The following is a 20,680-nucleotide window of genomic DNA, read 5'->3' on the forward strand; positions in this document are numbered from 1 at the left end:
CTATCATTCTCCTTTTAATATAGTTGCTTTTTCTTTTCTTTCCAAACGGTGCAAGGTGAAGAAAATCATTCCTATCTCTAAGATAGAAAAAAGAATCAGACTTTGGAGCCAAGCAAAAGGCGCCTCCATGAAAGTCGTATATAAAACCAATGCACCATATTGTATGAAAAACGGCAAGAAAATCATACGATAAGTTTTGATCATGGAAATACCATTCAATCGCCAAATCGTATATTTCTGCTTTTTGATCTTCAAAGAGATCAGCACGAGATAAGCAATCATCGTGATCAAAAGATAAAGTGCGAAGAGAATTTCCAGGCTACGTCGTTTGATTCCGAAATGTAAATCTACTTTTTTGATTTCTGAAAGCGGAGTGAGGACTGGGTAGTTGTCCAATAAATAATTTTCTTCCAGTACCTTTTTGATCGGTTCAAATGTTTTCTCGATCGATTGAGTGATAGGAACTTTGACTGGGTCGAAATATCCACCACCAGTAATGATTTGCCGGAGATTCCCCGCGCTGTTATTTCTTGTTTGGACCGGATGAGATAAAAATCAGCTTGTGATTCATCCAGAAAGTAGCCATGCAAGTAATGTTCTTTGATTTCTTGGAACTGGTTCTCCAATCTTTCCGGTACTAGAAAGACACGTTGTGTTTCCTCGGGAGAGATCGCTATTTTTTGTCCAGTTACGCTGATGATCGGGTATTTTTGCAAATAATTGACATTTACACAAATTTTGCGGTTGATTTCTTTTTCTTCCATAAAGTAACTGACTGTACCAATCAGTAGCATCCCGTTTTCTTCTAGATATTGATACAAGCGGTCTTGTTGAGCGCTTAATACATTATTTTCGATACTGATGACTTCATGGTTGTTTTTCCCTGAATAGGTATTATAAAATACCGCATACTCAGAAAATTCATCCGGATACGTAGAAGGAAGAAGCGACAGATTGACCAGTTCTACAAGTGTAAGGACGCTTGCCAAGCACCAGACGAAGGCGATGGTCTTGAAGAAATAAAGTGAAAAAATAAAGGTTCTGGCATACGATTTCCTATTTAGATTCTCCACAAAAGAAGTGGTGCATAAGAAATAAATGACACATAGCAAACTAATGATAGATACGGTAAAAAAAGCGAATTGGTGGAACATGTTCAAAAGGAAGATCGATGGATCAAAAATTAGCTGGACCAAACAACACGATCCGAACAGGAAAAGTAGATGTTTTATCAGTACTTTATACAAGATCGTCGCACAAGAGAGTCCGTTCAATCGTAGGATCGACAACTTCCTTGCATTGTCGAATAGCCATAGAGCGGTGAATAACAGAAAGAAGATCAGACTGATAACAATCAGGTTTCTCACAGGGCGATGATCAAGCAATATGATGGTTTCTGGATAATCTGTATATTGAAAATCCTGCACCGTGAATGAAGGTTGATAGAGTTCATTATACTTAGTCGTCAAGCTTTCGATGAACGCGGATACCTGCTCTGAATTTTGGCTCTCTACAAATTTCGTCGCTTCTTTAAAGGAAGGCAGCTCTATCAATGGATGATTATTGAATGAAGCATAATTGATCGTATAGTGTTGGGTTGAGAGGTGTTGGGTTGAGAGGTGTTTTGCTGAAGGATGATTCAGCAGCGTTCTCAAATCAGGCTCATTGGAAAAATAGTCGATCACGACTAAATCAACACTTGGGTCAGGCTTTCCGTTCGTGATTTTGGGTGTGAAATTTGTTTCACGAAAAAGTACGTTCAACTGTTCTTCTTCTGCCGTTTCGAGCAAAATGGTCAGATTTCTCGTAAAATTTTGTCGATCGTCTTGGATCGTTCGAGGTAGATCGAACGATTGGTATTGTTCAGGAAGTGAATAGCTGTCGGCGATGATCCTTTCTTGTGCCACCTCTTGGACATAAAAGAAAATCATGAATGAAAGGATAGAAAAAAGGACGAATAAATTCAACCGAATAAGTTTATTGTTCATGAAATGTGATCCTTTACTGTTAAAATAAGTAGCAATTTTTTAATGATGTCTGATGAAAACATCAGTGTAGTTACTTAAAGATGGATTACCACCAGCCGTAATACGCTAAGCCTGTGTGTTTGCTATCACCTACTACAGTGGCATAGGCATACATGTTACGGTCAGCATAAGCAGTATATCTTCTACCTCCAACCACTGCTGTTGCATAGTGGAATTTATCATAATGATTGAAATTTGACCAAGCACGTTTTTGTCCTATTGGCATAACAGGCCAACTATGTGTCCCGTATGTCCAATGTCCGCGGTGGATATGGACAGATCCTCTGCTTTCTAAAGGGACATCTGTTATGAGAGAGGGATCTGTCGTGCTAATCACTTTCCCGCTATCATCCAAAATGACCCCGCCTGATCGAGGCATTTGTTCGGTTATCCGTATTTCGTTTTTTGAGTCTGTGACTGTGTCAGCATGTACTTCTGCTTGCACCATGCTAATGACGGTACTTCCTAAAAGAAGTCCTATTTTGCAAACTAATGTTATTTTTTTCATTTCTTACTTCCTTTCTTTAATAAATGGTATAGGTGATATTTCCATCAGACAATCTTTATTTTATAGCGAAATAATCCGCTTTCAAAGTAGTGGAACACCATTTTTTTATAAGAATATATTAAGTTTGCTCTGTTATGTTATTTAAACTCTTCTTTCCTTTATTTACGCTGTTCAAGGAAAATGGTAAGATAAAAGATAACCATATGTTAAATCAATCGGACGGAGGAACAACAGATGAAAGTACTAGTAACAGGTTTTGATCCATTTGGTGGGGACAAAGTGAATCCAGCCTATGAAGCAGTAAAGAAAATGCCAGATGAAATCAGCGGTGCTGAAATCATCAAAGTGGAAGTGCCGACCGTATTCGAAAAAAGCAGTCAAGTAGTCAAAGAAGCCATCCAACAGTACCGACCAGATGTCGTGATCTGTGTCGGACAAGCAGGTGGACGGTCAGCAGTCTCGTTTGAACGTGTCGCAATCAATCTAGCAGAAGCAAGAATCCCTGATAATGAAGGAAATCAGCCGTTCGACACGGCTTTAGAAGAAAACGGTCCGGCCGCTTACTTTACTTCATTGCCAATCAAAGCAATGACAAAAAATGTACAAGATCATGGTCTACCAGCGTACATCTCTTATACAGCAGGAACATTTGTCTGCAACGATATCATGTATCGTTTGCTTCATTTGATCGAAACGCAATTCCCTGCAATTCGCGGTGGGTTCATCCACGTACCATTCTCACCAGATCAAGTGATCGATCGTCCAGTGGGTACACCTTCAATGTCTCTGGAAGACATTGCTTCTTCTTTAACTTATGCAGTTGAAGCAGCAGTAGAAAATAAAGAAGATATTTCCGGGAATGCCGGAACAACTCACTAATTTAGCAAGAAACACTGGCTGGTTGCTAACGTTATGTTAGTAGCCAGCTTTTTGTAATTAGAAAGGAAAGAAATAGCTGTGGAAGAATGGCAATCCGTCTTTGAAGAATGGTTTCCAAAAGAAATCAACAAAAGCTATCCTATTAAGATCTCTAAACAATACACAAGTAGTCAACGTTGGGAGATCTATGCAAAATTAACAAAAAAACAGCGGGAACTAGTCGATAAGCACCGCCGATATCTAATCAGCTCTCGTTTTATGGAAGAACATTATTTGTCCGCAACAGATTGGGTGTTTTCTGACTTCAAGATCAATCCGTTTTTTCGAACAAAACGAAGCCAGCAAAAATTGTATTGCGAATGTGGGAGAGAATTAAAAGTGCAATATATCGTCAAATCGCCAAAAACCGGAAAGATCCTAAAGCTAGGTATCAACCACTTTGCCGATCACCTGCATGTTTCTCCGACAGTAGCAGCTTCGATCCATCAGGGAATGACAAAAGTCGATCTGGCCTTAGATGAATTATTATGGCTTAAGCAAAAGAATATCGATTTTCCTGAAGAACTATGGCAAAAATACTGTTTTGTCCTATACCAAAATCGACGGATGAAACAGCCATATTTACCGGATATAAAATTAGCACAGCGTCTCGCAGAATTTCGCCAAGCAGAAATGCCGATTTACATAGCGGATTATCAAGCATTGGAAAATGAAATCAAGAAAATCAGTGAACACATCAATGGGCAGCCAAAAAAGCGACAGATAAAGAAAGAACTGTTTGACGACTTTGCAGAAGAATTAGTAAAGGATGTAGAAGAATTCTTGAACAACTATCGCACATTTTTACGTAAAGATTGGCAATCCATCGTTTATGAAGAAGTGCCAGCACATCCTAATGCTTATTTTGAAACGTTTATTTCCGCATTGAGAAAGACAAAACGTCAGCGAACACCAGAAGTCATTGCTCAGATGGAATATTTTGCGAAAAAACAACGGTTCATCCAACCAAAAATCTATCTATTTATTTGGAAGCAATATTGTCGCTATGGTTTTACGGAAGGATTCTTCGACAGCATTCCTCGGATAGTCAGAAATGGTTTTTTAAAAGTATTGCGTAAAGAACGAGAAGCCGTACAATTTGCTGATAAGAAAGGGCACACAGTCTCAAAAGAAAAATGGCAGCTAGTAGTGAAGGATATCCATTCTGGGAATGTACAAGAGACAATCGACAAATGGAAAGGAAAACATTATCGTTTTACTGAAGCGCAAAAACAAGCGTTAGAATATTATCAGAAGTTAGAAGAATCACTGCGTTTCAATGATGAGGCAAGAAAGTATCTGAAGGAATTACTATAAAAAATAGGCTTTCTCTCTATTTTTAGAGAGAAAGCCAGCTTTTTTATGCGTGTTGTTGTGCGTTGTAGTATTCTTCTTCCATTTTTTGCATACGTTCACGTTCTTTTTGGTTATACCAAGGAGAAACGGTAAATGCAAGGACATCATTCAGCAAGTAAACAGAGCTGTTCACGAACATCGCCAAACTTGCAGATCCATGCGTAAATGAAATATACCAAAGGACCATTTGTGCAAGCCCTGAAGCTAACCACCAGTAATATTGGTTATTGTAACGCAAGAAACTGATGATACCAGCAGTCAAGCTAATGGAAAAAGCAATGGCATCTACCCATGGGCGAGGATCATCTGTATAACGACCAATCAGGAATCCTGAAACAAGATAGACAAGGAAAGTACTGATGATTGCGATAAACCAGCTTTTTCCAGTGAATTTTCGGATTTTTGAAGCCATATTATGATTCCATTCTTTGCTTAACAATACGGGGATATCCAATGTGATCATATAAGCAATCTGTTCACCGATACTTAAATAGTTCTTTGCTGAAAATCCAACGATAATAAAACAAATCGCAGACAAAATACCTAAAATACCGTTGACTGATTTTGCCGCATTGATGGATAAAATACACAGTACACCAAGCGTGGTACCGATAAATGTGATAACGGACAGCCAAGTGATGGGACTATTGACAAGAGTCATGACCTGACAGCCAAGACTGAAAAAGAAAAGATAATAATTTTGTTGCGGCCAGCCTTTTAGCTGATGAGCTAAAAACTGAAAATATGACTTCATGTATGAGGACTCCTTAAGACACTAAATGTAGTGTGTTCTGTATTTACTAACACAATCTATTGTATGCTTTTCTTGAAAAAAAACTAGTCTTTCAATTATAAATAATTTGTGTTATGATAATTTTCTGTTTGTTTTCTTGAAAATATAATTTCTTACTTTCATTTATTATATTGGGAACAGGAAGAGTGTCTTGGAGGACCTACTTTCTGTTTTTTTTTTGCCTTTTTTCTTATAAAAAGAAAAAACAGCTATTTTTTTCAAGCTGACACATTTACAATGGAACTGGAGAATAATGTAGATGTGAATTTAAACAAAGAATAGGAGTGCTCATATGAACCTTACAACGATCCATCATGTAGCCATCATTGTTTCAGATTATCAGAAATCACGTGATTTTTATGTTAATAAATTAGGATTTGAAGTAATCAGAGAAAACTACCGCAAAGAACGAGATGACTATAAATTAGATCTGAAACTAGGAAGTGCCGAATTGGAGATTTTTGGAATTGCCAATGCGCCACAACGACCAAACTATCCAGAAGCTTGTGGCTTGCGTCATCTTGCTTTCAAAGTAGACGATATCGAAGAAACAATTGCAGAATTGCATTCCCTAGGGATCGAATCTGAACCGGTAAGAGAAGATACGTTTACAGGTAAAAAAATGACCTTTTTCTTTGATCCAGACGGGTTGCCGTTAGAACTACACGAATAAAGATAACAAAATTGTCACTTTTTTTTCGTTTCATTCGATTTTTCGTTCGTTCATTTCTTGATATTCTTTAAAAAAAAGAAACAGGAGAATGAAGAATGAAAAAAATGATGTTTGGTGCTGCTGCCCTCATCGTAATATTGATTACCGGTATGACAGGATTGCTCAGCGCCGCTTTTCACTTGGATGATATTAGTGATCAAGAATATCGGATCTCATTGAACGAAGCAGCAGCAATCGCTAAAAAAGAAATAAAAAAACACAATATATCTTCTATCCATTTTGCAGTGGAAAAAGAATTGGATAATCCTACGAATGCAACATATGAATACCAGTTTTTTTGTGAAGGACAAGTCATAGCAGTCAATCCGTCCACTGGGAAAGCAACTGTAAGGAATCATACAGAAAAAACAGCAGAACCTCTATTTGATATAGAAAAAACGGAAGAGTTCAAGCAACCGCAAGTAGCGATGAAAGAAGCAGTCAGCTACTACGGGAAAAAAGCAAAAGTGAAAGAGTGGGCGATTGTAGTTAAAGATGAACGTCCGTATTATCAAGTCCAATTAATTGATGGAAAACAGACTCAACAGGTATGGATATCTGCATAGAAAGAGGCTATTGCTTCTCTTTTTTTCAATATAAGAGTAAGCTAAGAGGGTAAAGATGAAAGGAAGTTGAGATAACATGGAAAAAATGAAATGCCCTAATTGCGGGAAAAAATTTGCATACGAAGAAGTCAATAATGTAGTCGAACATAATGATAAAGAAATGCCAATCGTCTGCCCTTATTGCCGAACTGAAGCGGCAAGAATCGTTACTCATGGTTATTTCATTACTGAAAAGATAGAAGATTTTTTAAAATAACGATTTTGCGATTTCTTTTTCTGCATGTTAGAATGGAGAAAAGGAGAGGAAACTATGATTCGTTTTGCGAGAAAAGAAGATGCTCCAGAAATCGCCCCATTGATCTTAGTAATTCTAAAAGACATGGAATTGCCATTTTTGAAGCAGACAGGGGAACAAAAGACTTTAGAGATTTTAGAAGAAGCAATCACTGATCCTAATTATCGCTACAGTTATTCACGAGGTATCGTAGAAGAAATAGACGGTAAAGTTGCAGGAGTTGCTTACGGTTATACAGATGAAGAAGAAGCAATCATCGATCAGCCACTAGTACCTATCTTAGAAAAATATCAGTTAGATGCGTCTACACGTTTGTTCATTGATAAAGAAACGTTTCCCAATGAATGGTATTTGGATTCTATCAGTGTATCAGAAGATTTTAGAGGGCAAGGCATCGGTTCACGATTATTAGAAGCATTACCTAAATTGGCGAAGAAAGCGAATCGCTCCGTCATCGGACTAAGTGTGGATGAAAAAAATCCAAAGGCTAAAAAATTATATGAACGCCATGGCTTCAAAGTGGTCGGTCAGCGGATGATCAGTGGTCATCTTTATGATCATATGCAAAAGAAATTAAATTGATTTAAATGGTCAAATAGTAAAAAAATAATAATAGTGTAAAGAAGAATAATTGTTACTAAAAATTGAATAGGTTTTAATAAGGTTGTGACAGAAGTGGTCAGCTTCAAGAAATAAGAAGAAATTTACGAAAATTGCTTCTCAAATTTTTGTAAAATTTCGGCTTATTTCCGAAGAAGCTACTTCTGGAACACCGTGAATCAGAGGTTGTGAAAAAGTCGCTTAGTTTCGAGTATTAAGAAAAAATTTTGTGAAACTGGCTTTCTACATTTTTGCATAAATTTGGCTTAATACCGAGAAACTGGCTTTTGAACACCGTTTATCAAGAGGTTGTGAAATCAGCGTTTTGACCTGAGTAGTAGAGAAGCAAACGGAAAAATAGTTCCTCATATTTTGCCGTTGGTTGAGCTAATACCGAGGGTCAGCTGATTGAACGCCGTTTATTCGAAATAAAGGACTGTGACACGATTTTTGTCACAGTCCTATTTGCTATCTGTTGTAAAATTGTATTCGACTCCGAATGAATCTTTTAGCCTTGCTTGATTGTCAGCTACCCATGTAAATTCCTTTTTGTAATCTTTTCCGATTAGATAAGTTTTTTTATTATCAGAATCGATTTCCACTTTTCCATTTTTGACTTTCCTGTTGAAACTTTGCAGTAATTCTGGATTATCAGTAGAAATAGTTTCGGAAGGAAAGTCTTCTTTAATCATTTCAGCCAGTAACAGTCGATCGGTTTCGCTTAACAATTTTGTTGGAGAGGTATTTAAATTTATATTTTGTTTAAATTCTTTACTGATTTCTAAATACCCATTATCTAAAATATAAGTTCCTCTAGTTTGTAAGGTTCCATTAGCTGTAATTTGTTCTATTGTGACATAAGTTATTTTATTGTAATTCGAATTGCAACCGCTGATTATGAATAATAATAACAAATGTGATGTATAAATAGTTCTTTTTAATAACTTTTTTTCATGTGCTCCTCTCCTTAAATCTCTATTTTTCTAATATTTTACCATATTTATAAAATAATGGTAATATAATTGAAGTTTTGTTTGATGTGCATAAAAATTCTATTTATAAATCAGAGTGTAAAAATATAAATGAAGGTTTTTTATGATTAAAAATGTTTTTTTATCTGGTTGTTTTTTACTGTCCGTTGCTGTTTTTTTATTAAGTAATAACGGTGTCCATGCTGAAGCAAAAGATTTTAGCTATGGTGAGGATGCTCCTTCTCACATTGTAGAAACTACTATTTTTGATTTCAATCAAATGAAGTTTATCACTATTTCTCCGCAAGCTATATTGACACGTTATTGGACAAGTGGATGGACAACGACTGGAAATCCTGCTCCAGCTGTTGCATTCTTCCAATCCGGAGCCTATCGAGGTTGGCTTGGAAAATATAGGGAAATGCCTGTTTCAAATGGAACTCGAGGATATTATGAGGGATATTTTTATCACCATTCCTTACCTTTACCGATTCTTTCAAAAATAAATTTCAGGGAAGGAGATATATAAATGAAAAATTTTAAGAACTTATTTATTTTAACAATGGTTATATGGGGATTAACCGCTTTTTCACAAAAAATCTATGCCGATACAAATGATTTAAGTGCTGAGCAGGTAATGAGTACTATCAATAGCAGAGGTAGTAAAGTTATCTACCATACAAGACGATCGGCTACTTTAAGCGGTCTAACAAATACAATTATATATAATGATGGTATTTATTGTGGGCAATTATATTTACAAAGTTGGTCTTACGACAAAGATTTTGCTACAGGAAGATTCTGGTATGTAGGGATATACAGAGGGACGGTCAGATCGAATGGAGGATGTCCTATCGGTCGATTAAAGTCTTAATATGTGATAGGAGAATATAGACGGATGAAACAGCACTTTTTTAGTTCATCAAGAGTGTTTGAATACCTCTGCTTCGTGGGGAATTTTGGTATTTTCTATTATTGATAAGAAATATTGGGAGTCGTTACTCGATCAAGTAACGACTCCCAATATCGTAGATTCTTCATTTTGACTTAAATTTTGAGGTTGTTTATTGTTGGCTTGCTTTCATGCTACTTTTATTTTTTCTAATTCACATCAAATCGATAGGATAAAGGCTTTTCTTTGTTTTTATTCTTTCGGTAAAGCCAGTAATCTAAAACCGCAGCAATACAAATACAAACAGGAGCATCTTCATCATTTGAGATATCCAGTACATAGTAATCTCCTGAAAAAAGCGTAGCTTTATCCATCTTCATGATTTGTTGATTGAAATGATGGATTTGATATTGATGATTATAGATATCACCTTGGACTGTCCAGTGAAGCCTACGAATATAATAAAAATCACCGGGCCAATTGAATATTTTCTGCATGGTTCCCACTTTTTCGAACTCCTTATACAGCTCAAAACGCGTACCGAATGTCAGGCTTATTTGCTTGATGTGGGCAACAAGATCGCCATTCATGGCATAAAGAGACAACGCATCGCCCTTTGTTCCCCAGCGACCAACCATCAAAAACAGGGAATGCCCTTTTTCGTTTTTGACGATTGTCCGAGTTGCACGTCCAAGCTGTTTTTCCTGAATGAAAAATTCTGACATCCATATCCCTCTTTTCTAGATAAAACTATAAGTCTTCTGCAATCGCGCGCAATATGGCTTTTCCTACGCCAGATTCAAGGTTCGTGTCCGTTGTATATTTGGCATAATCTTTTACTTCGATTTCTGCATTTCCCATTGCAAAACTGACTCCTGCCACTTGCAACATGCTGACATCATTGAAATTATCACCAATCGTCATGACTTCTTCTAAAGAAATGCCACGCTCATGTGCGACATGGGCAACGGCAATCCCTTTTTGAGCGTTTTTATGGTTCACTTCAATATTGTTTTGACCAGAAGAAGTGACAGCTAAATCGCCTAAAAGAGAAATCTGCTTACCAACTGGTCCTAACACAGCAGGTCCTTCTGTATGAAAACAGATGATTTTCAAGACTTCCAGATTCTTTTCTTCCAGAATGGTACGAATACTGTCTACATATGTGATGTGCAACAACTCCAGCTTAGCTGAGGCCATGGCAATCGCCATTTTATACGTAAGGTGAGGTAAATGGGTAGCGACCATGGAAGCAAAGCTTTCGATCCGCTTCGCTTGATTTTCAGAATAAAGACCATCGTTGGTTGCTACTTCATAGTAAATACCGTTAGCGTCTAAAATATCCAAAACAGAGGTTGCTTGATTATTTGGGATGGATACGGTAAACAAGGAATTTCCTTCTTTATCAAATACTTGTGCCCCGTTCAAAGTGATCATCGCACAATCGATTCCTACTTCATCCAAAGCGGCGCGAGCTTCTTGATAGTTTCGTCCAGTAGCGACCATGAACTCAACGCCGGCATCGTTTGCAAAACGTATCGCTTCGGCATTTTCAGGAGAAACACTCATATGGGCATCTAATAATGTACCATCCATATCTGATGCAATTAATTTGATCATAATGATTATCGTTCCTTTCTGCTTCTTGTTCCTAGTTTACCATATTAATCAAGTGCTGAGGGGGAAGATTGTCCCTTGTGATTGAAGAAAATGTGAGTTATTCTTTTTATTAGGAGGTGGAGGTTTTGAAAGAAATCATTCATAACAGTTGGCAAGAAGTTTTGTCCTCAGAATTTTCAAAAGATTATTATCTGCATCTAAGAGAATTTTTAAAGAAAGAATATGCGACCCAAAAGATCCATCCAGATATGTATCATATCTATGAAGCGTTGGAATTGACTCCTTATGAAGAAGTCAAAGTAGTGATCTTAGGACAAGATCCTTATCATGGAGAAAACCAAGCTCATGGATTATCTTTTTCTGTGCAGCCCGGCGTGAAGATCCCGCCATCTTTAAGAAATATCTACAAAGAGCTGCATGATGATCTTGGTATCGTACCTGTTCAACATGGGAACCTAGTATCATGGGCTAAACAGGGAGTCCTCTTACTCAACACTGTTCTTACTGTTCGGGAAGGGCAAGCTTATTCACATCGCGGGAAAGGTTGGGAAAGATTAACAGACACGATCATTGAAAAATTAAATGAACGAGAAAAACCAATCGTGTTTATCTTGTGGGGAAAACCGGCGCAAGAAAAAATCAAAATGATCGATAAGAGCCGTCATATCATCATTACATCTCCACACCCCAGTCCGCTATCTGCAAGCCGTGGCTTTTTTGGTTCCAAACCCTTCTCAAAAACGAATGATGCACTCCTTGCGTTAGGAGAAGAACCGATTGATTGGCAGCTGCCTGAAACAGTGTAATAAAACAGCGCTTTCCTGTTATAGCGCAGTTTGCCATGTATGTGAAAAACTTCATTTTTCCAGCATTTTTGACTGATACAGATAAAATAAACTGTTCTTTTTTTATGGAATAGTGTATGATAATACATATAAAAACGTCTGGAGGTCATCTTGTGGAATTGTTTGATAGTTTAAGATTTAAGATTGTTCGCCGTGGGATCAAAATCGTTTTCCCGGAAGCTACTGATGCTCGAATTTTAGGTGCAGCTGCCCGGTTGAAAGCAGAAGAACTGGTGGAACCCATTTTAGTAGGAAACGAAGAAGAAATAAGAAATGCAGCACATGCCAGAGGAATCAAAACATCTAGCTTTACGATCATTAGTCCTGATACTTATGATAAGTGGGATGAAATGGTAGATGCTTTTGTCGAACGTAGAAATGGAAAGGCATCCAAAGAACAAGCAGAAAAGATTTTAAAAGATGTGAATTACTTTGGCACGATGCTTACGTATATGGGTGTTGCAGACGGCATGGTCTCTGGAGCAATCCATTCGACTGGTGACACTGTTCGTCCAGCACTTCAAATCATCAAAACAAAACCTGGTGTCAGTCGAACAAGTGGTGCGATGATCATGGTACGTGGAAGAGACCAAGAAAAATACGTCTTTTCTGATTGTGCGATCAATGTGAATCCAACTGCACAAGAATTGGCAGAAATCGCTGTAGATTCTGCAAAAACAGCTGAACTGTTCGATATCGAACCAAAAGTGGCGATGATGAGCTTCTCGACAAAAGGTTCAGCGAAATCGCCAGAAGTAGACAAAGTAGTTGAAGCCACTAAAATCGCTAAAAAACTAGCACCGCAATATTTGATCGACGGCGAATTGCAATTTGATGCTTCTTATGTTCCTTCAGTTGCACAACTAAAAGCGCCAGATTCAGAAGTAGCTGGGCAAGCAACAGTCTTTGTATTTCCAGAATTGCAATCAGGAAATATTGGCTATAAAATTGCTCAACGTTTCGGTAACTTTGAAGCAATCGGACCAATCTTGCAAGGTTTGAACAAGCCGGTTTCTGACTTGTCTCGTGGAGCAAATGAAGAAGACGTATATAAATTATCGATTATCACAGCAGCACAAACATTGATTGATTAACAAATACACACGGACTAGTCCAAAAACGGCAGCTGCTGTTCTTGACTAGTTCGTTTTTTTCTTTAAAAAAACTTCATTACGCGATATACTGGCAAAAAGAAAGAAGAGCGGGAGAAGATGAAAAATGATCGAACTATCAGGATTAACAATGACAGAACAATTTGCAGAGGCAATTGGTCATTCCGCCATGCCAGGTGATAATCTGATATTGACTGGTGATCTAGGTGCGGGTAAAACAACATTGACGAAAGGTATCGCCCAAGGACTGGGAATAACGCAAATGATCAAAAGTCCGACATACACGATTATTAGAGAATATAATCAAGGCAGGATTCCGTTGTATCACATGGATATTTATCGGGTAGCAGCTAGCGGAGCTGACTTAGGGTTAGATGAATATTTTGAAGGAGATGGGCTTTCCGTTGTCGAATGGGGAAATCTATTAGAAGAAGCACTGCCAGAAGATTATTTGGAACTGATTTTAGAAAAAAGTGATACAGATTTAGAAAAGCGTTATGTGAAATTAGTCTCATATGGGGAACAAAGTGAAACATTCAAACAGCGAATCCTAGAAAAATGGGTTGAAAACCATGAGTGAAGAAATTGGAATCATCTTGCGGGAAGCAGTGCCAAAAGATGCAAAAGATATTCTTTCGATGATGGAACAAGTCAATAGCGAGACAGAATTTTTAGCTTTAGATGAAGCAGAACTTCTTTTACCACCAGAAACTTTAGCAGAAGAGTTGGGTTATATGTACGAAAGCAACAATAATTTATTGCTGCTTGCTATCAATGAGGGGACGATTGTTGGAACAGCATCAGTCAAAGCAGACAGTCAATTTCGTTTATCTCACGTGGGAGAAGTCGGTATCAGTATCCTGCAGGAATATTGGGGAATGGGACTAGGTACTCTTATGTTAGAAGAAATCATCAATTGGGCGAAGGAAATGGGTGTACTTTTTCGATTGGAGCTGGATGTTCAAGTTCGTAATGAAAGAGCCGTACACCTTTACCAGAAAATGGGTTTCCAAATTGAAGCGGTCATGCCTAGAGGGGCAAGAACAGATTTAGGTGAATTTTTAGATGTATATAAAATGAGTTATTTGATTGAATAGAAAAAATAAGAAAAGAGTTAAGAAACTGTCAATCTTTTTCTGCCAACTCCTCGGTCACAAGTCACAACATTCAACAAACATGAGAAGCTGTTTTTTGAAATTGCTCCTTGTGACTCGGAGCTGAACGGAAGGCTCACGACCTCTTCCTTAAACGGTGTTCAAAAGCTTGCATCTGCGGTAATAAGCCCAACCAAACGAAAAATAGGAGGAGCTATTTTTGTTTGGCTGTTCTTATTACTTGATGCAGGACAGCTTTTTCACAACCTCTTTGTAAACGGTGTTCAATCAGCTGACCTTCGGTATTAGCTCAAAAAACGGCAAAATATGAGGAACTATTTTGCCGTTTGTTTCTCTAATACTCAGGTCAAAACGCTGATTTCACAACCTCTTTGTGCGTTTCATAAGTAAATGATTGTTTTACTTTATAGTCACGAGTTTTTTCAATGGATCTGTCCCGAATTTTTTTTCTTGATAAAGCAGGATTTCCGCACACGCACGACTATCTTCCAATGCATCATGATGATGATCTAATTGGATGTTCAAATTTTCGCACACAGTGTTCAATCGATGATTTGGAAATTCAGGGAACAAGCGACGACTGCTTTTCACTGTACATAAAGAAAGATAATTAGGCTGTTCGAGGTGGTAATAATCTAAACAACCTGCTAAGACCTTTGTATCAAAAGCAGCATTATGTGCAACGACTAAACGATTTTTTTGAAAATATGGTTGGATAGTTTGCCAGACTTCTGGAAATTTTGGCGCATTGCGTACGTCTTCTTGATGGATTCCGTGAATTTGGACGTTTCGCCAGAAAAAAGGAGTTTCAGGCTGTATCAATGTATAGAATTCATCGACGATTTGGCTGTTTTTTACCATGACTAACGCAAGAGAACAAGCGCTATAAGGCTGATGATTGGCAGTTTCAAAATCCATGGCAACAAAATTCATTTCTGTAAAACCTCCTTGGGAAATTACTGTAACATACTTTTGAAAAAAACAAATAGTTTTAACAAAAAACATAGGATTTTTTATGTAGTTTTTGTAGAGAAAAGCTATTTTTTGAACTCATTCCTTGCGACTCGGAGTTAGACGAGAGGATCATGACTTCTCGGTATCAGCTCACAAAACGGCAAAATATGAGGAACTATTTTGCCGTTTTCTTTCTCTAATACTCAGATCAGGACGCTGATTTCACAATCTCTTGATAAACGGTGTTCTCCTGCCAACTCCTCGGTCACAAGTCACAATATCCAACAAACATGAGAAGCTGTTTTTTGAAATTGCTCCTTGTGCCTCAGAGTTAAACGGCAGGCTCACAACCTCTTTCTTAAACGGTGTTCAATCAGCTGACCCTCGGTATTAGCTCAACAAACGGCAAAATATGAGGAACTATTTTTTCGTTTATTTTCTCTAATACTCAGGTCAAAACGCTGATTTCACAACCTCTTGATAAACGGTGTTCAAAAGCCAGTTTCTCGGTATTAAGCTAAATTTATGCAAAAATGTGGAAAGCCATTTTCACAAAATTTTTCTTCATACTCGAAACTAAACAGCTTTTTCACAACCTCTTTATTTCAAATCTAATTCTACTGGACAATGGTCACTGCCCATAATGTCCGTATGGATCTTTGCATCAGCCAGTCTTGGCGCTAAATCTTTGCTCGTCAAAAAGTAATCGATCCGCCAACCAGCATTGTTTTTTCTTGAATTGAATCGGTAATTCCACCAAGAGTAAACACCTTCTTGAGTTGGATAAAAATAACGAAATGTATCGATAAACCCGTTATCCAACAGTCGAGAAAGAGCCGCTCTTTCTTCTGGAGTGAATCCAGCATTTTTTTGATTCGTTTTCCAGTTTTTCAAATCGATCGTTTGATGCGCGACGTTTAGATCCCCGCAAACGATGACTGGTTTTTGTTTCTTTAAATTTTCTAGATAATTATAAAAGGCTTCTTCCCATTCTAATCGGTAATCTAAACGTTTCAATTCACTTTGAGAATTTGGCGTATAACAAGTTACAAGAAAGAAATCGGAATATTCCAAAGTAATCAGACGGCCTTCTGTGTCGTGGATATCGATACCCATTCCGTAAGTGGTATTCAATGCAGGTTCTTTAGCAAAAATGGCTGTACCAGAATAGCCTTTTCGTTCCGCATAATTCCAATATTGATAATAACCAGGAAGATCTAAATCAATCTGTCCTGCTTGGAGCTTTGTTTCCTGCAAACAGAAAAAATCGGCGTCTAACTCATGAAAAACTTCTAAAAAATTTTTATTTACGATGGCACGAAGCCCGTTCACGTTCCAAGAGATAAATTTCAATAAAAGCACACTCCTTCGAATTAAATTCCTTACCTTTGCGATACTATTGTACCTCATTTTAGGAAAAAATGGTGTAAGATGAAAGTAACTAAATGATCCAGGAGGAAAGTCGATGAAGATTGGTGTAATCGGTGTAGGGAATATTGCAGAAAAAGCATATTTACCAACTTATGCGAAAAAACAAGGAACAGTTGATTTTTATTTTGCAACACGAAATAAAGAAACAAAAGAAAGAATCCAAAAAGAATATGGGTTCCAACATCTATATGAAACGATCGATGAGCTTTTAGAAGAAAAAATCGAAGCATGCATGATTCACGCAGCAACAAAAGTACATTATGAGCTAGCAAAAAGATGTCTAGAAAATGGTATCCATGTTTATATTGACAAACCGTTGAGTGTCCATCTAAACGAAGTGCGTGAATTGCAAGAATTGGCTGATAAGAACCAATTGATCTTGATGGTCGGTTTTAACCGACGCTTTGCTCCTATGGTAGAAGAATTGAAACGTATCCCAGAGAAGCGGCTGATCCAACTGCAAAAAAATCGAATAGCGGCAAAAGAGACGACAGAATTCGTCCTTTATGATTTATTTTTACATCTCATTGATACAGCGGTGTATTTATTGGATGAACCCATTTTGAGTACAAAATATCAGATAAGAGAAACAAAGGAATATTTGGAATATGCCATTTTACAATTAGAAACACAAAATCAAACGGCTATATTAACGATGGATTTGGCAAGTGGTGCTAATACAGAAAAATATCAAGTAACAAGTAAGAATGGTACTTATGAAGTAAGCGACCTGACCCAGCTTGTCATTCAAGATGCTGATGGAAAAAAGGTGAAAGAATTTGGCGACTGGACGAACACGCTAGTCAAACGCGGGTTTGAGCCAATGGTAGAGGCCTTCTTATCTCAGGTACGTTCAGGTAAACGGGAAGCAGAACTGCTTAAACAGCAAGAAGTAGTAAGAAGTCATGAATTATGCGAGGAAGTGCTTAAAGAGCACTACCGTCATCAACTTTGAACAAGACTGGCAAGATTGTATTAAGCGTGATAGAATAATGGGGACGTTTGAGAAAAGAAAGGAAAATCCTCAGTGAATAAAGAAGAAATAGTTGAAAGCTTAGCCACGATCACTTTATTGTTTGATGAACCATTGATGAACTATACGTTTACGAAAACAGGCGGACCAGCTGATGTCCTTGCATTCCCGAAAAAGCAAGAAGAAGTAAAGCAAATCATCGATTATTGCCGAATCCATGATATACCTTGGATGGTACTAGGAAACGCAAGCAATCTGATCGTTCAAGATGGCGGGATCCGTGGTGTAGTCATCATGCTGACTGAAATGAAACAGATTCATGTCAAAGGAACGATGGTCATTGCGGAAGCAGGTGCCTCACTGATTGATACGACTTATGCAGCTTTGGCCGAATCATTGACTGGATTTGAATTTGCTTGCGGCATCCCGGGAAGTGTCGGTGGAGCGGTTTATATGAATGCAGGTGCGTATGGCGGAGAGATCAAAGATGTTTTTGCTGAAGTGGATCTTTTGCTTGAAGATGGAACATTGAAAACTTTGACAAAAGAAGAAATGGTATTTTCTTATCGTCACAGTAAAGTCCAAGAACTACGTGCTATCGTATTGGAAGCTCGATTCAGTTTGCAAACAGGGGATTATGAAGCAATCAAAGCACGAATGGATGAGTTGACAGAATTGCGTCAATCAAAACAGCCATTAGAGTACCCTTCATGCGGCAGTGTCTTTAAGCGCCCAGTAGGACATTATACGGGTCAGCTGATCCAGCAAGCAGGATTGCAAGGTCTGAAATGGGGCGGTGCACAAATCTCTGAAAAACATGCTGGATTCATCGTCAATATCGATCATGCGACAGCGACAGATTATATTGAATTGATTGCGCACATCCAAGAAGTAATCAAAGAAAAATTTGATGTGTCTTTAGAAACAGAAGTGCGGATCATTGGAGAGAAACAAGCACTATCAGAAACAAGCAAAAGTTTAGCGAATTAATAAGTAATTGCACTTAAAATAAGTAAAAGAGCAGGACGGTGGACGCCCTGCTCTTTTTTGTGGTTGTTTACGCAAATGGTGCAAATCTTGTACATTTTAACACAATAAAACAAAAAATATAGAATATTTTCCCGTAAATTTTTCCATTTTTTGCAATATTCTCAAAAAAAAGATAAAAAATGAGAATAACTGATGAAAAAACAGGTGTAATCCATCATAAAATCAGTATAGGTGAAAAGATGAACTTTCATCTGCATATCAAGTGATTGGTATGAGGCATTTTTTTGAGGTGTAGGATATGAAGTTGGATTACCTTATCGAAGAGGAAGATAGAGAAAAACTGCTGTTAGCCAGATATTTAGAATTTGAGAAAAAGAATTACGTCGTGTTGTCTAAGTTATATGAAACATTAGGTTTATCTAAATTTAAAACAAGAAATTATATCATAGAATTAAATAAAGAATTTTTTGAATTCAAATCAAAGCCAGAGATCCAAATCTCAGAAGAAGGAGAGATTCATGTTGAACGGCTAAATTTGACGGATATCAAAAATTTAAGAAGAATCTACTTTCAACGATCAAAAATTGCTCGACTGTTAACGGAGATCGTGGATTCAAAAGTAACAATTGAAAAATTTGCAGAGAACCATTTTTTAAGCATATCAAGAGCTTATGTAAAAAGAAGAGAATTAGTCTCTTTTCTTGCACAGCATCAAATAAAGTTAAAGAAAAACATATTAGTTGGGGAAGAAATAAACATACGGAACGTATTATTTGGGGTATATTTTGGGGTCTTTAATGGTTTTTCTATGCCATTTAGAGAAAGCGTCATGAATGAAGCAAAGAGTATCGTGCAATATTTTGAATATCTGTTCAATTTAAAGTTGTCTGCCACAAAGCGAATCAAATTCAATTTGCTAACTACTGTTAGTTTGTTGAGGATTTATGGAAATCAACCAATAGGAAAACGTTTCTTTTCAGATGAATACTTTAAGAGCTCAGAAGGAATGAAGATTATTAAGGATTTATCGCATATTTCTTTTCTACATATCCCTAAAGAGCAGATTATTGATGAGATTTCTTATATCATGTTATTTTTGATTACGGAAGAAGAATTTGAATTAGATGGTGCGTTTGGACTTGCAGAAGCTCATTTCCATGATATCCATATGATTAGTCAAAAAATGTCAGTGGAATTGATTGATCAATTACCATTTTCAACTGAAGTTTCTGAAGAAGAAAGACTCCATATACGAAAAGAACTTCGTATGGGGATGATGCATGTCAATCGGAAAAATTGGATATTCGACTTTGAGATGACTAGTTTTACGTCTAAAAAGCAGTTGCAGTTTTTCTTCGAAACGTATCCAATATTCAGTACAGCGATCCAAAATGTTATACAAGATAATAAACGTTATTTCTTGGAAAAAGATGAACGTTTCATGATTCGCTTATTTTATGATTATCTTTTTTTATTGGTCGGTATTTGTCCAGTCTCTTATTTTGAAGCACCAATCCATGTCTGTATTGATTTTTCTCAAGGATCTGCCTATACCGATTATATTATTTCTCAAGTGAAGGGATTTAAAAATTACAATATTGTGATTGAAAGTCGAATCACTTCCCGTACGGATATTTATTTATCTGATTGTTTGCTTGAAAAATTCAACAAAGAGCAGATAATATGGAAAAATCCGCCGACTCCAGATGACTGGGAATATTTTGGGAATATCATTATCAGAGAAAAAAATAGACATTTAACTGAAAAAATCAGCTAATATTTATGGAGGACAACTTTGTCTCACCTATTTATTAGCTGATTTATGTTTTTTTCAAAGAAAGGATGACTAGATATCGAGAGTTATTGCTTGACAAAATTAAAAAGTACATAAGTTATTATTCCGATTTTCTTGAAACAATAAAAAATCAAGAAAAATATTGTCCCAATGGACCATCTTTTTTTGATTTTATCTATATAATAAAATCATCTTATGAAAATTACT

24 protein-coding genes are annotated in these 20,680 nt (G+C 37.1%); 15 read left to right on the forward strand and 9 right to left on the reverse strand.

Annotated features, from left to right (window positions below):
- Positions 1-3: 3 nt before the first annotated feature.
- From A5816_RS16450 to A5816_RS00970, 3 genes are all read right to left on the reverse strand, one after another.
- Positions 4-396, reverse strand: a complete 393-nt coding sequence (locus A5816_RS16450; protein WP_256925889.1) for a hypothetical protein — start codon at positions 394-396, stop codon at positions 4-6.
- Positions 348-1,988 carry a bacteriocin-associated protein gene (locus A5816_RS00965; protein ID WP_256925891.1) on the reverse strand — a complete coding sequence of 547 codons (1,641 nt, stop codon included), beginning with the start codon at positions 1,986-1,988 and terminating at the stop codon, positions 348-350. Before A5816_RS00965 ends, A5816_RS16450 begins: the two co-directional genes overlap by 49 nt.
- 85 nt (positions 1,989-2,073) lie before the next feature.
- Positions 2,074-2,535, reverse strand: a complete 462-nt coding sequence (locus tag A5816_RS00970; RefSeq protein ID WP_256925895.1) for a lactococcin 972 family bacteriocin — start codon at positions 2,533-2,535, stop codon at positions 2,074-2,076.
- 234 nt (positions 2,536-2,769) lie between these two features.
- Between A5816_RS00970 and pcp the strand changes: the two genes are divergently transcribed.
- Entirely contained in the window at positions 2,770-3,414 is a 645-nt protein-coding gene (gene pcp, locus A5816_RS00975; protein WP_010732053.1) for a pyroglutamyl-peptidase I, read from the forward strand.
- Between the two features lie 78 nt (positions 3,415-3,492).
- The gene (locus A5816_RS00980; protein WP_086310499.1) at positions 3,493-4,770 is read left to right on the forward strand and encodes a hypothetical protein; all 1,278 of its coding nucleotides are present in this window, start codon (positions 3,493-3,495) and stop codon (positions 4,768-4,770) included.
- Positions 4,771-4,813: 43 nt separating this feature from the next.
- Here A5816_RS00980 and pnuC read toward each other — a convergent pair whose 3' ends face one another.
- Entirely contained in the window at positions 4,814-5,563 is a 750-nt protein-coding gene (pnuC, locus tag A5816_RS00985) for a nicotinamide riboside transporter PnuC (protein ID WP_002287078.1), read from the reverse strand.
- A 331-nt stretch (positions 5,564-5,894) separates the two neighbouring features.
- Between pnuC and A5816_RS00990 the strand changes: the two genes are divergently transcribed.
- The 4 genes from A5816_RS00990 (at position 5,895) to A5816_RS01005 (ending at position 7,757) form a co-directional block, all read left to right on the forward strand.
- A complete protein-coding gene (locus tag A5816_RS00990) occupies positions 5,895-6,275 on the forward strand; it encodes a VOC family protein (protein WP_002313429.1) in 381 nt (126 codons plus the stop codon).
- A 95-nt stretch (positions 6,276-6,370) separates the two neighbouring features.
- On the forward strand, positions 6,371-6,880 hold the full coding sequence (locus tag A5816_RS00995; protein ID WP_002373973.1) for a hypothetical protein: 510 nt from the start codon (positions 6,371-6,373) through the stop codon (positions 6,878-6,880).
- A 76-nt stretch (positions 6,881-6,956) separates the two neighbouring features.
- Entirely contained in the window at positions 6,957-7,136 is a 180-nt protein-coding gene (locus A5816_RS01000; RefSeq protein WP_002308376.1) for a hypothetical protein, read from the forward strand.
- 54 nt (positions 7,137-7,190) lie between these two features.
- Positions 7,191-7,757, forward strand: a complete 567-nt coding sequence (locus A5816_RS01005) for an N-acetyltransferase (protein WP_002346106.1) — start codon at positions 7,191-7,193, stop codon at positions 7,755-7,757.
- Positions 7,758-8,236: 479 nt separating this feature from the next.
- On the opposite strand, the gene A5816_RS16455 is transcribed toward A5816_RS01005, so the two are convergent.
- Positions 8,237-8,467, reverse strand: coding sequence for a hypothetical protein (locus A5816_RS16455; protein ID WP_242480156.1), 231 nt, complete (start codon positions 8,465-8,467; stop codon positions 8,237-8,239).
- 403 nt (positions 8,468-8,870) lie between these two features.
- Between A5816_RS16455 and A5816_RS01020 the strand changes: the two genes are divergently transcribed.
- Positions 8,871-9,275 carry a hypothetical protein gene (locus tag A5816_RS01020; RefSeq protein ID WP_086310500.1) on the forward strand — a complete coding sequence of 135 codons (405 nt, stop codon included), beginning with the start codon at positions 8,871-8,873 and terminating at the stop codon, positions 9,273-9,275.
- Positions 9,276-9,620: a hypothetical protein gene (locus tag A5816_RS01025; RefSeq protein ID WP_086310501.1), complete on the forward strand. Its 345-nt coding sequence runs from the start codon at positions 9,276-9,278 to the stop codon at positions 9,618-9,620.
- Positions 9,621-9,847: 227 nt separating this feature from the next.
- On the opposite strand, the gene A5816_RS01030 is transcribed toward A5816_RS01025, so the two are convergent.
- Entirely contained in the window at positions 9,848-10,363 is a 516-nt protein-coding gene (locus A5816_RS01030; RefSeq protein WP_002375323.1) for an LURP-one-related/scramblase family protein, read from the reverse strand.
- 25 nt (positions 10,364-10,388) lie between these two features.
- Complete coding sequence (locus A5816_RS01035; protein ID WP_002312156.1) at positions 10,389-11,258, reverse strand: Cof-type HAD-IIB family hydrolase; 870 nt, start codon at positions 11,256-11,258, stop codon at positions 10,389-10,391.
- Between the two features lie 125 nt (positions 11,259-11,383).
- On the opposite strand from A5816_RS01035, the gene A5816_RS01040 reads away from it, so the two are divergent.
- From A5816_RS01040 to A5816_RS01055, 4 genes are all read left to right on the forward strand, one after another.
- Positions 11,384-12,064, forward strand: a complete 681-nt coding sequence (locus tag A5816_RS01040; RefSeq protein WP_002308387.1) for a uracil-DNA glycosylase — start codon at positions 11,384-11,386, stop codon at positions 12,062-12,064.
- 152 nt (positions 12,065-12,216) lie between these two features.
- Entirely contained in the window at positions 12,217-13,197 is a 981-nt protein-coding gene (gene pta, locus A5816_RS01045) for a phosphate acetyltransferase (protein WP_002312157.1), read from the forward strand.
- A 124-nt stretch (positions 13,198-13,321) separates the two neighbouring features.
- Positions 13,322-13,795: a tRNA (adenosine(37)-N6)-threonylcarbamoyltransferase complex ATPase subunit type 1 TsaE gene (gene tsaE, locus A5816_RS01050; RefSeq protein WP_002344487.1), complete on the forward strand. Its 474-nt coding sequence runs from the start codon at positions 13,322-13,324 to the stop codon at positions 13,793-13,795.
- The gene (locus A5816_RS01055) at positions 13,788-14,312 is read left to right on the forward strand and encodes a GNAT family N-acetyltransferase (RefSeq protein ID WP_002375316.1); all 525 of its coding nucleotides are present in this window, start codon (positions 13,788-13,790) and stop codon (positions 14,310-14,312) included. Before tsaE ends, A5816_RS01055 begins: the two co-directional genes overlap by 8 nt.
- Positions 14,313-14,729: 417 nt before the next feature.
- Here A5816_RS01055 and A5816_RS01065 read toward each other — a convergent pair whose 3' ends face one another.
- On the reverse strand, positions 14,730-15,263 hold the full coding sequence (locus A5816_RS01065) for a 3'-5' exonuclease (protein WP_002291442.1): 534 nt from the start codon (positions 15,261-15,263) through the stop codon (positions 14,730-14,732).
- Positions 15,264-15,884: 621 nt separating this feature from the next.
- Positions 15,885-16,637, reverse strand: coding sequence for an exodeoxyribonuclease III (locus A5816_RS01075; RefSeq protein ID WP_086310502.1), 753 nt, complete (start codon positions 16,635-16,637; stop codon positions 15,885-15,887).
- Between the two features lie 112 nt (positions 16,638-16,749).
- Between A5816_RS01075 and A5816_RS01080 the strand changes: the two genes are divergently transcribed.
- From A5816_RS01080 to A5816_RS01090, 3 genes are all read left to right on the forward strand, one after another.
- Entirely contained in the window at positions 16,750-17,670 is a 921-nt protein-coding gene (locus A5816_RS01080; RefSeq protein ID WP_086310503.1) for a Gfo/Idh/MocA family protein, read from the forward strand.
- 72 nt (positions 17,671-17,742) lie between these two features.
- Positions 17,743-18,678 (forward strand): UDP-N-acetylmuramate dehydrogenase, encoded by a 936-nt coding sequence (gene murB, locus A5816_RS01085; RefSeq protein ID WP_086310504.1) that lies wholly within the window; start codon positions 17,743-17,745, stop codon positions 18,676-18,678.
- 298 nt (positions 18,679-18,976) lie between these two features.
- On the forward strand, positions 18,977-20,455 hold the full coding sequence (locus tag A5816_RS01090; protein WP_086310505.1) for a helix-turn-helix domain-containing protein: 1,479 nt from the start codon (positions 18,977-18,979) through the stop codon (positions 20,453-20,455).
- The last annotated feature ends 225 nt before the right edge of the window (positions 20,456-20,680 follow it).

The organism is Enterococcus sp. 3G1_DIV0629 (assembly GCF_002141285.1).
Classification (GTDB): Bacteria; Bacillota; Bacilli; order Lactobacillales; family Enterococcaceae; genus Enterococcus_B; species Enterococcus_B lactis.

Bases quoted from the DNA above. Each gene is read 5' to 3' on its own strand.
- A5816_RS00965 (WP_256925891.1), bottom strand. From the start codon at position 1,988: ATGAACAATAAACTTATTCGGTTGAATTTATTCGTCCTTTTTTCTATC.
- A5816_RS00970 (WP_256925895.1), bottom strand. From the start codon at position 2,535: ATGAAAAAAATAACATTAGTTTGCAAAATAGGACTTCTTTTAGGAAGT.
- pcp (WP_010732053.1), top strand. From the start codon at position 2,770: ATGAAAGTACTAGTAACAGGTTTTGATCCATTTGGTGGGGACAAAGTG.
- pnuC (WP_002287078.1), bottom strand. From the start codon at position 5,563: ATGAAGTCATATTTTCAGTTTTTAGCTCATCAGCTAAAAGGCTGGCCG.
- A5816_RS00990 (WP_002313429.1), top strand. From the start codon at position 5,895: ATGAACCTTACAACGATCCATCATGTAGCCATCATTGTTTCAGATTAT.
- A5816_RS00995 (WP_002373973.1), top strand. From the start codon at position 6,371: ATGAAAAAAATGATGTTTGGTGCTGCTGCCCTCATCGTAATATTGATT.
- A5816_RS01000 (WP_002308376.1), top strand. From the start codon at position 6,957: ATGGAAAAAATGAAATGCCCTAATTGCGGGAAAAAATTTGCATACGAA.
- A5816_RS01005 (WP_002346106.1), top strand. From the start codon at position 7,191: ATGATTCGTTTTGCGAGAAAAGAAGATGCTCCAGAAATCGCCCCATTG.
- A5816_RS16455 (WP_242480156.1), bottom strand. From the start codon at position 8,467: ATGATTAAAGAAGACTTTCCTTCCGAAACTATTTCTACTGATAATCCA.
- A5816_RS01020 (WP_086310500.1), top strand. From the start codon at position 8,871: ATGATTAAAAATGTTTTTTTATCTGGTTGTTTTTTACTGTCCGTTGCT.
- A5816_RS01025 (WP_086310501.1), top strand. From the start codon at position 9,276: ATGAAAAATTTTAAGAACTTATTTATTTTAACAATGGTTATATGGGGA.
- A5816_RS01030 (WP_002375323.1), bottom strand. From the start codon at position 10,363: ATGTCAGAATTTTTCATTCAGGAAAAACAGCTTGGACGTGCAACTCGG.
- A5816_RS01035 (WP_002312156.1), bottom strand. From the start codon at position 11,258: ATGATCAAATTAATTGCATCAGATATGGATGGTACATTATTAGATGCC.
- tsaE (WP_002344487.1), top strand. From the start codon at position 13,322: ATGATCGAACTATCAGGATTAACAATGACAGAACAATTTGCAGAGGCA.
- A5816_RS01055 (WP_002375316.1), top strand. From the start codon at position 13,788: ATGAGTGAAGAAATTGGAATCATCTTGCGGGAAGCAGTGCCAAAAGAT.
- A5816_RS01065 (WP_002291442.1), bottom strand. From the start codon at position 15,263: ATGAATTTTGTTGCCATGGATTTTGAAACTGCCAATCATCAGCCTTAT.
- A5816_RS01080 (WP_086310503.1), top strand. From the start codon at position 16,750: ATGAAGATTGGTGTAATCGGTGTAGGGAATATTGCAGAAAAAGCATAT.
- A5816_RS01090 (WP_086310505.1), top strand. From the start codon at position 18,977: ATGAAGTTGGATTACCTTATCGAAGAGGAAGATAGAGAAAAACTGCTG.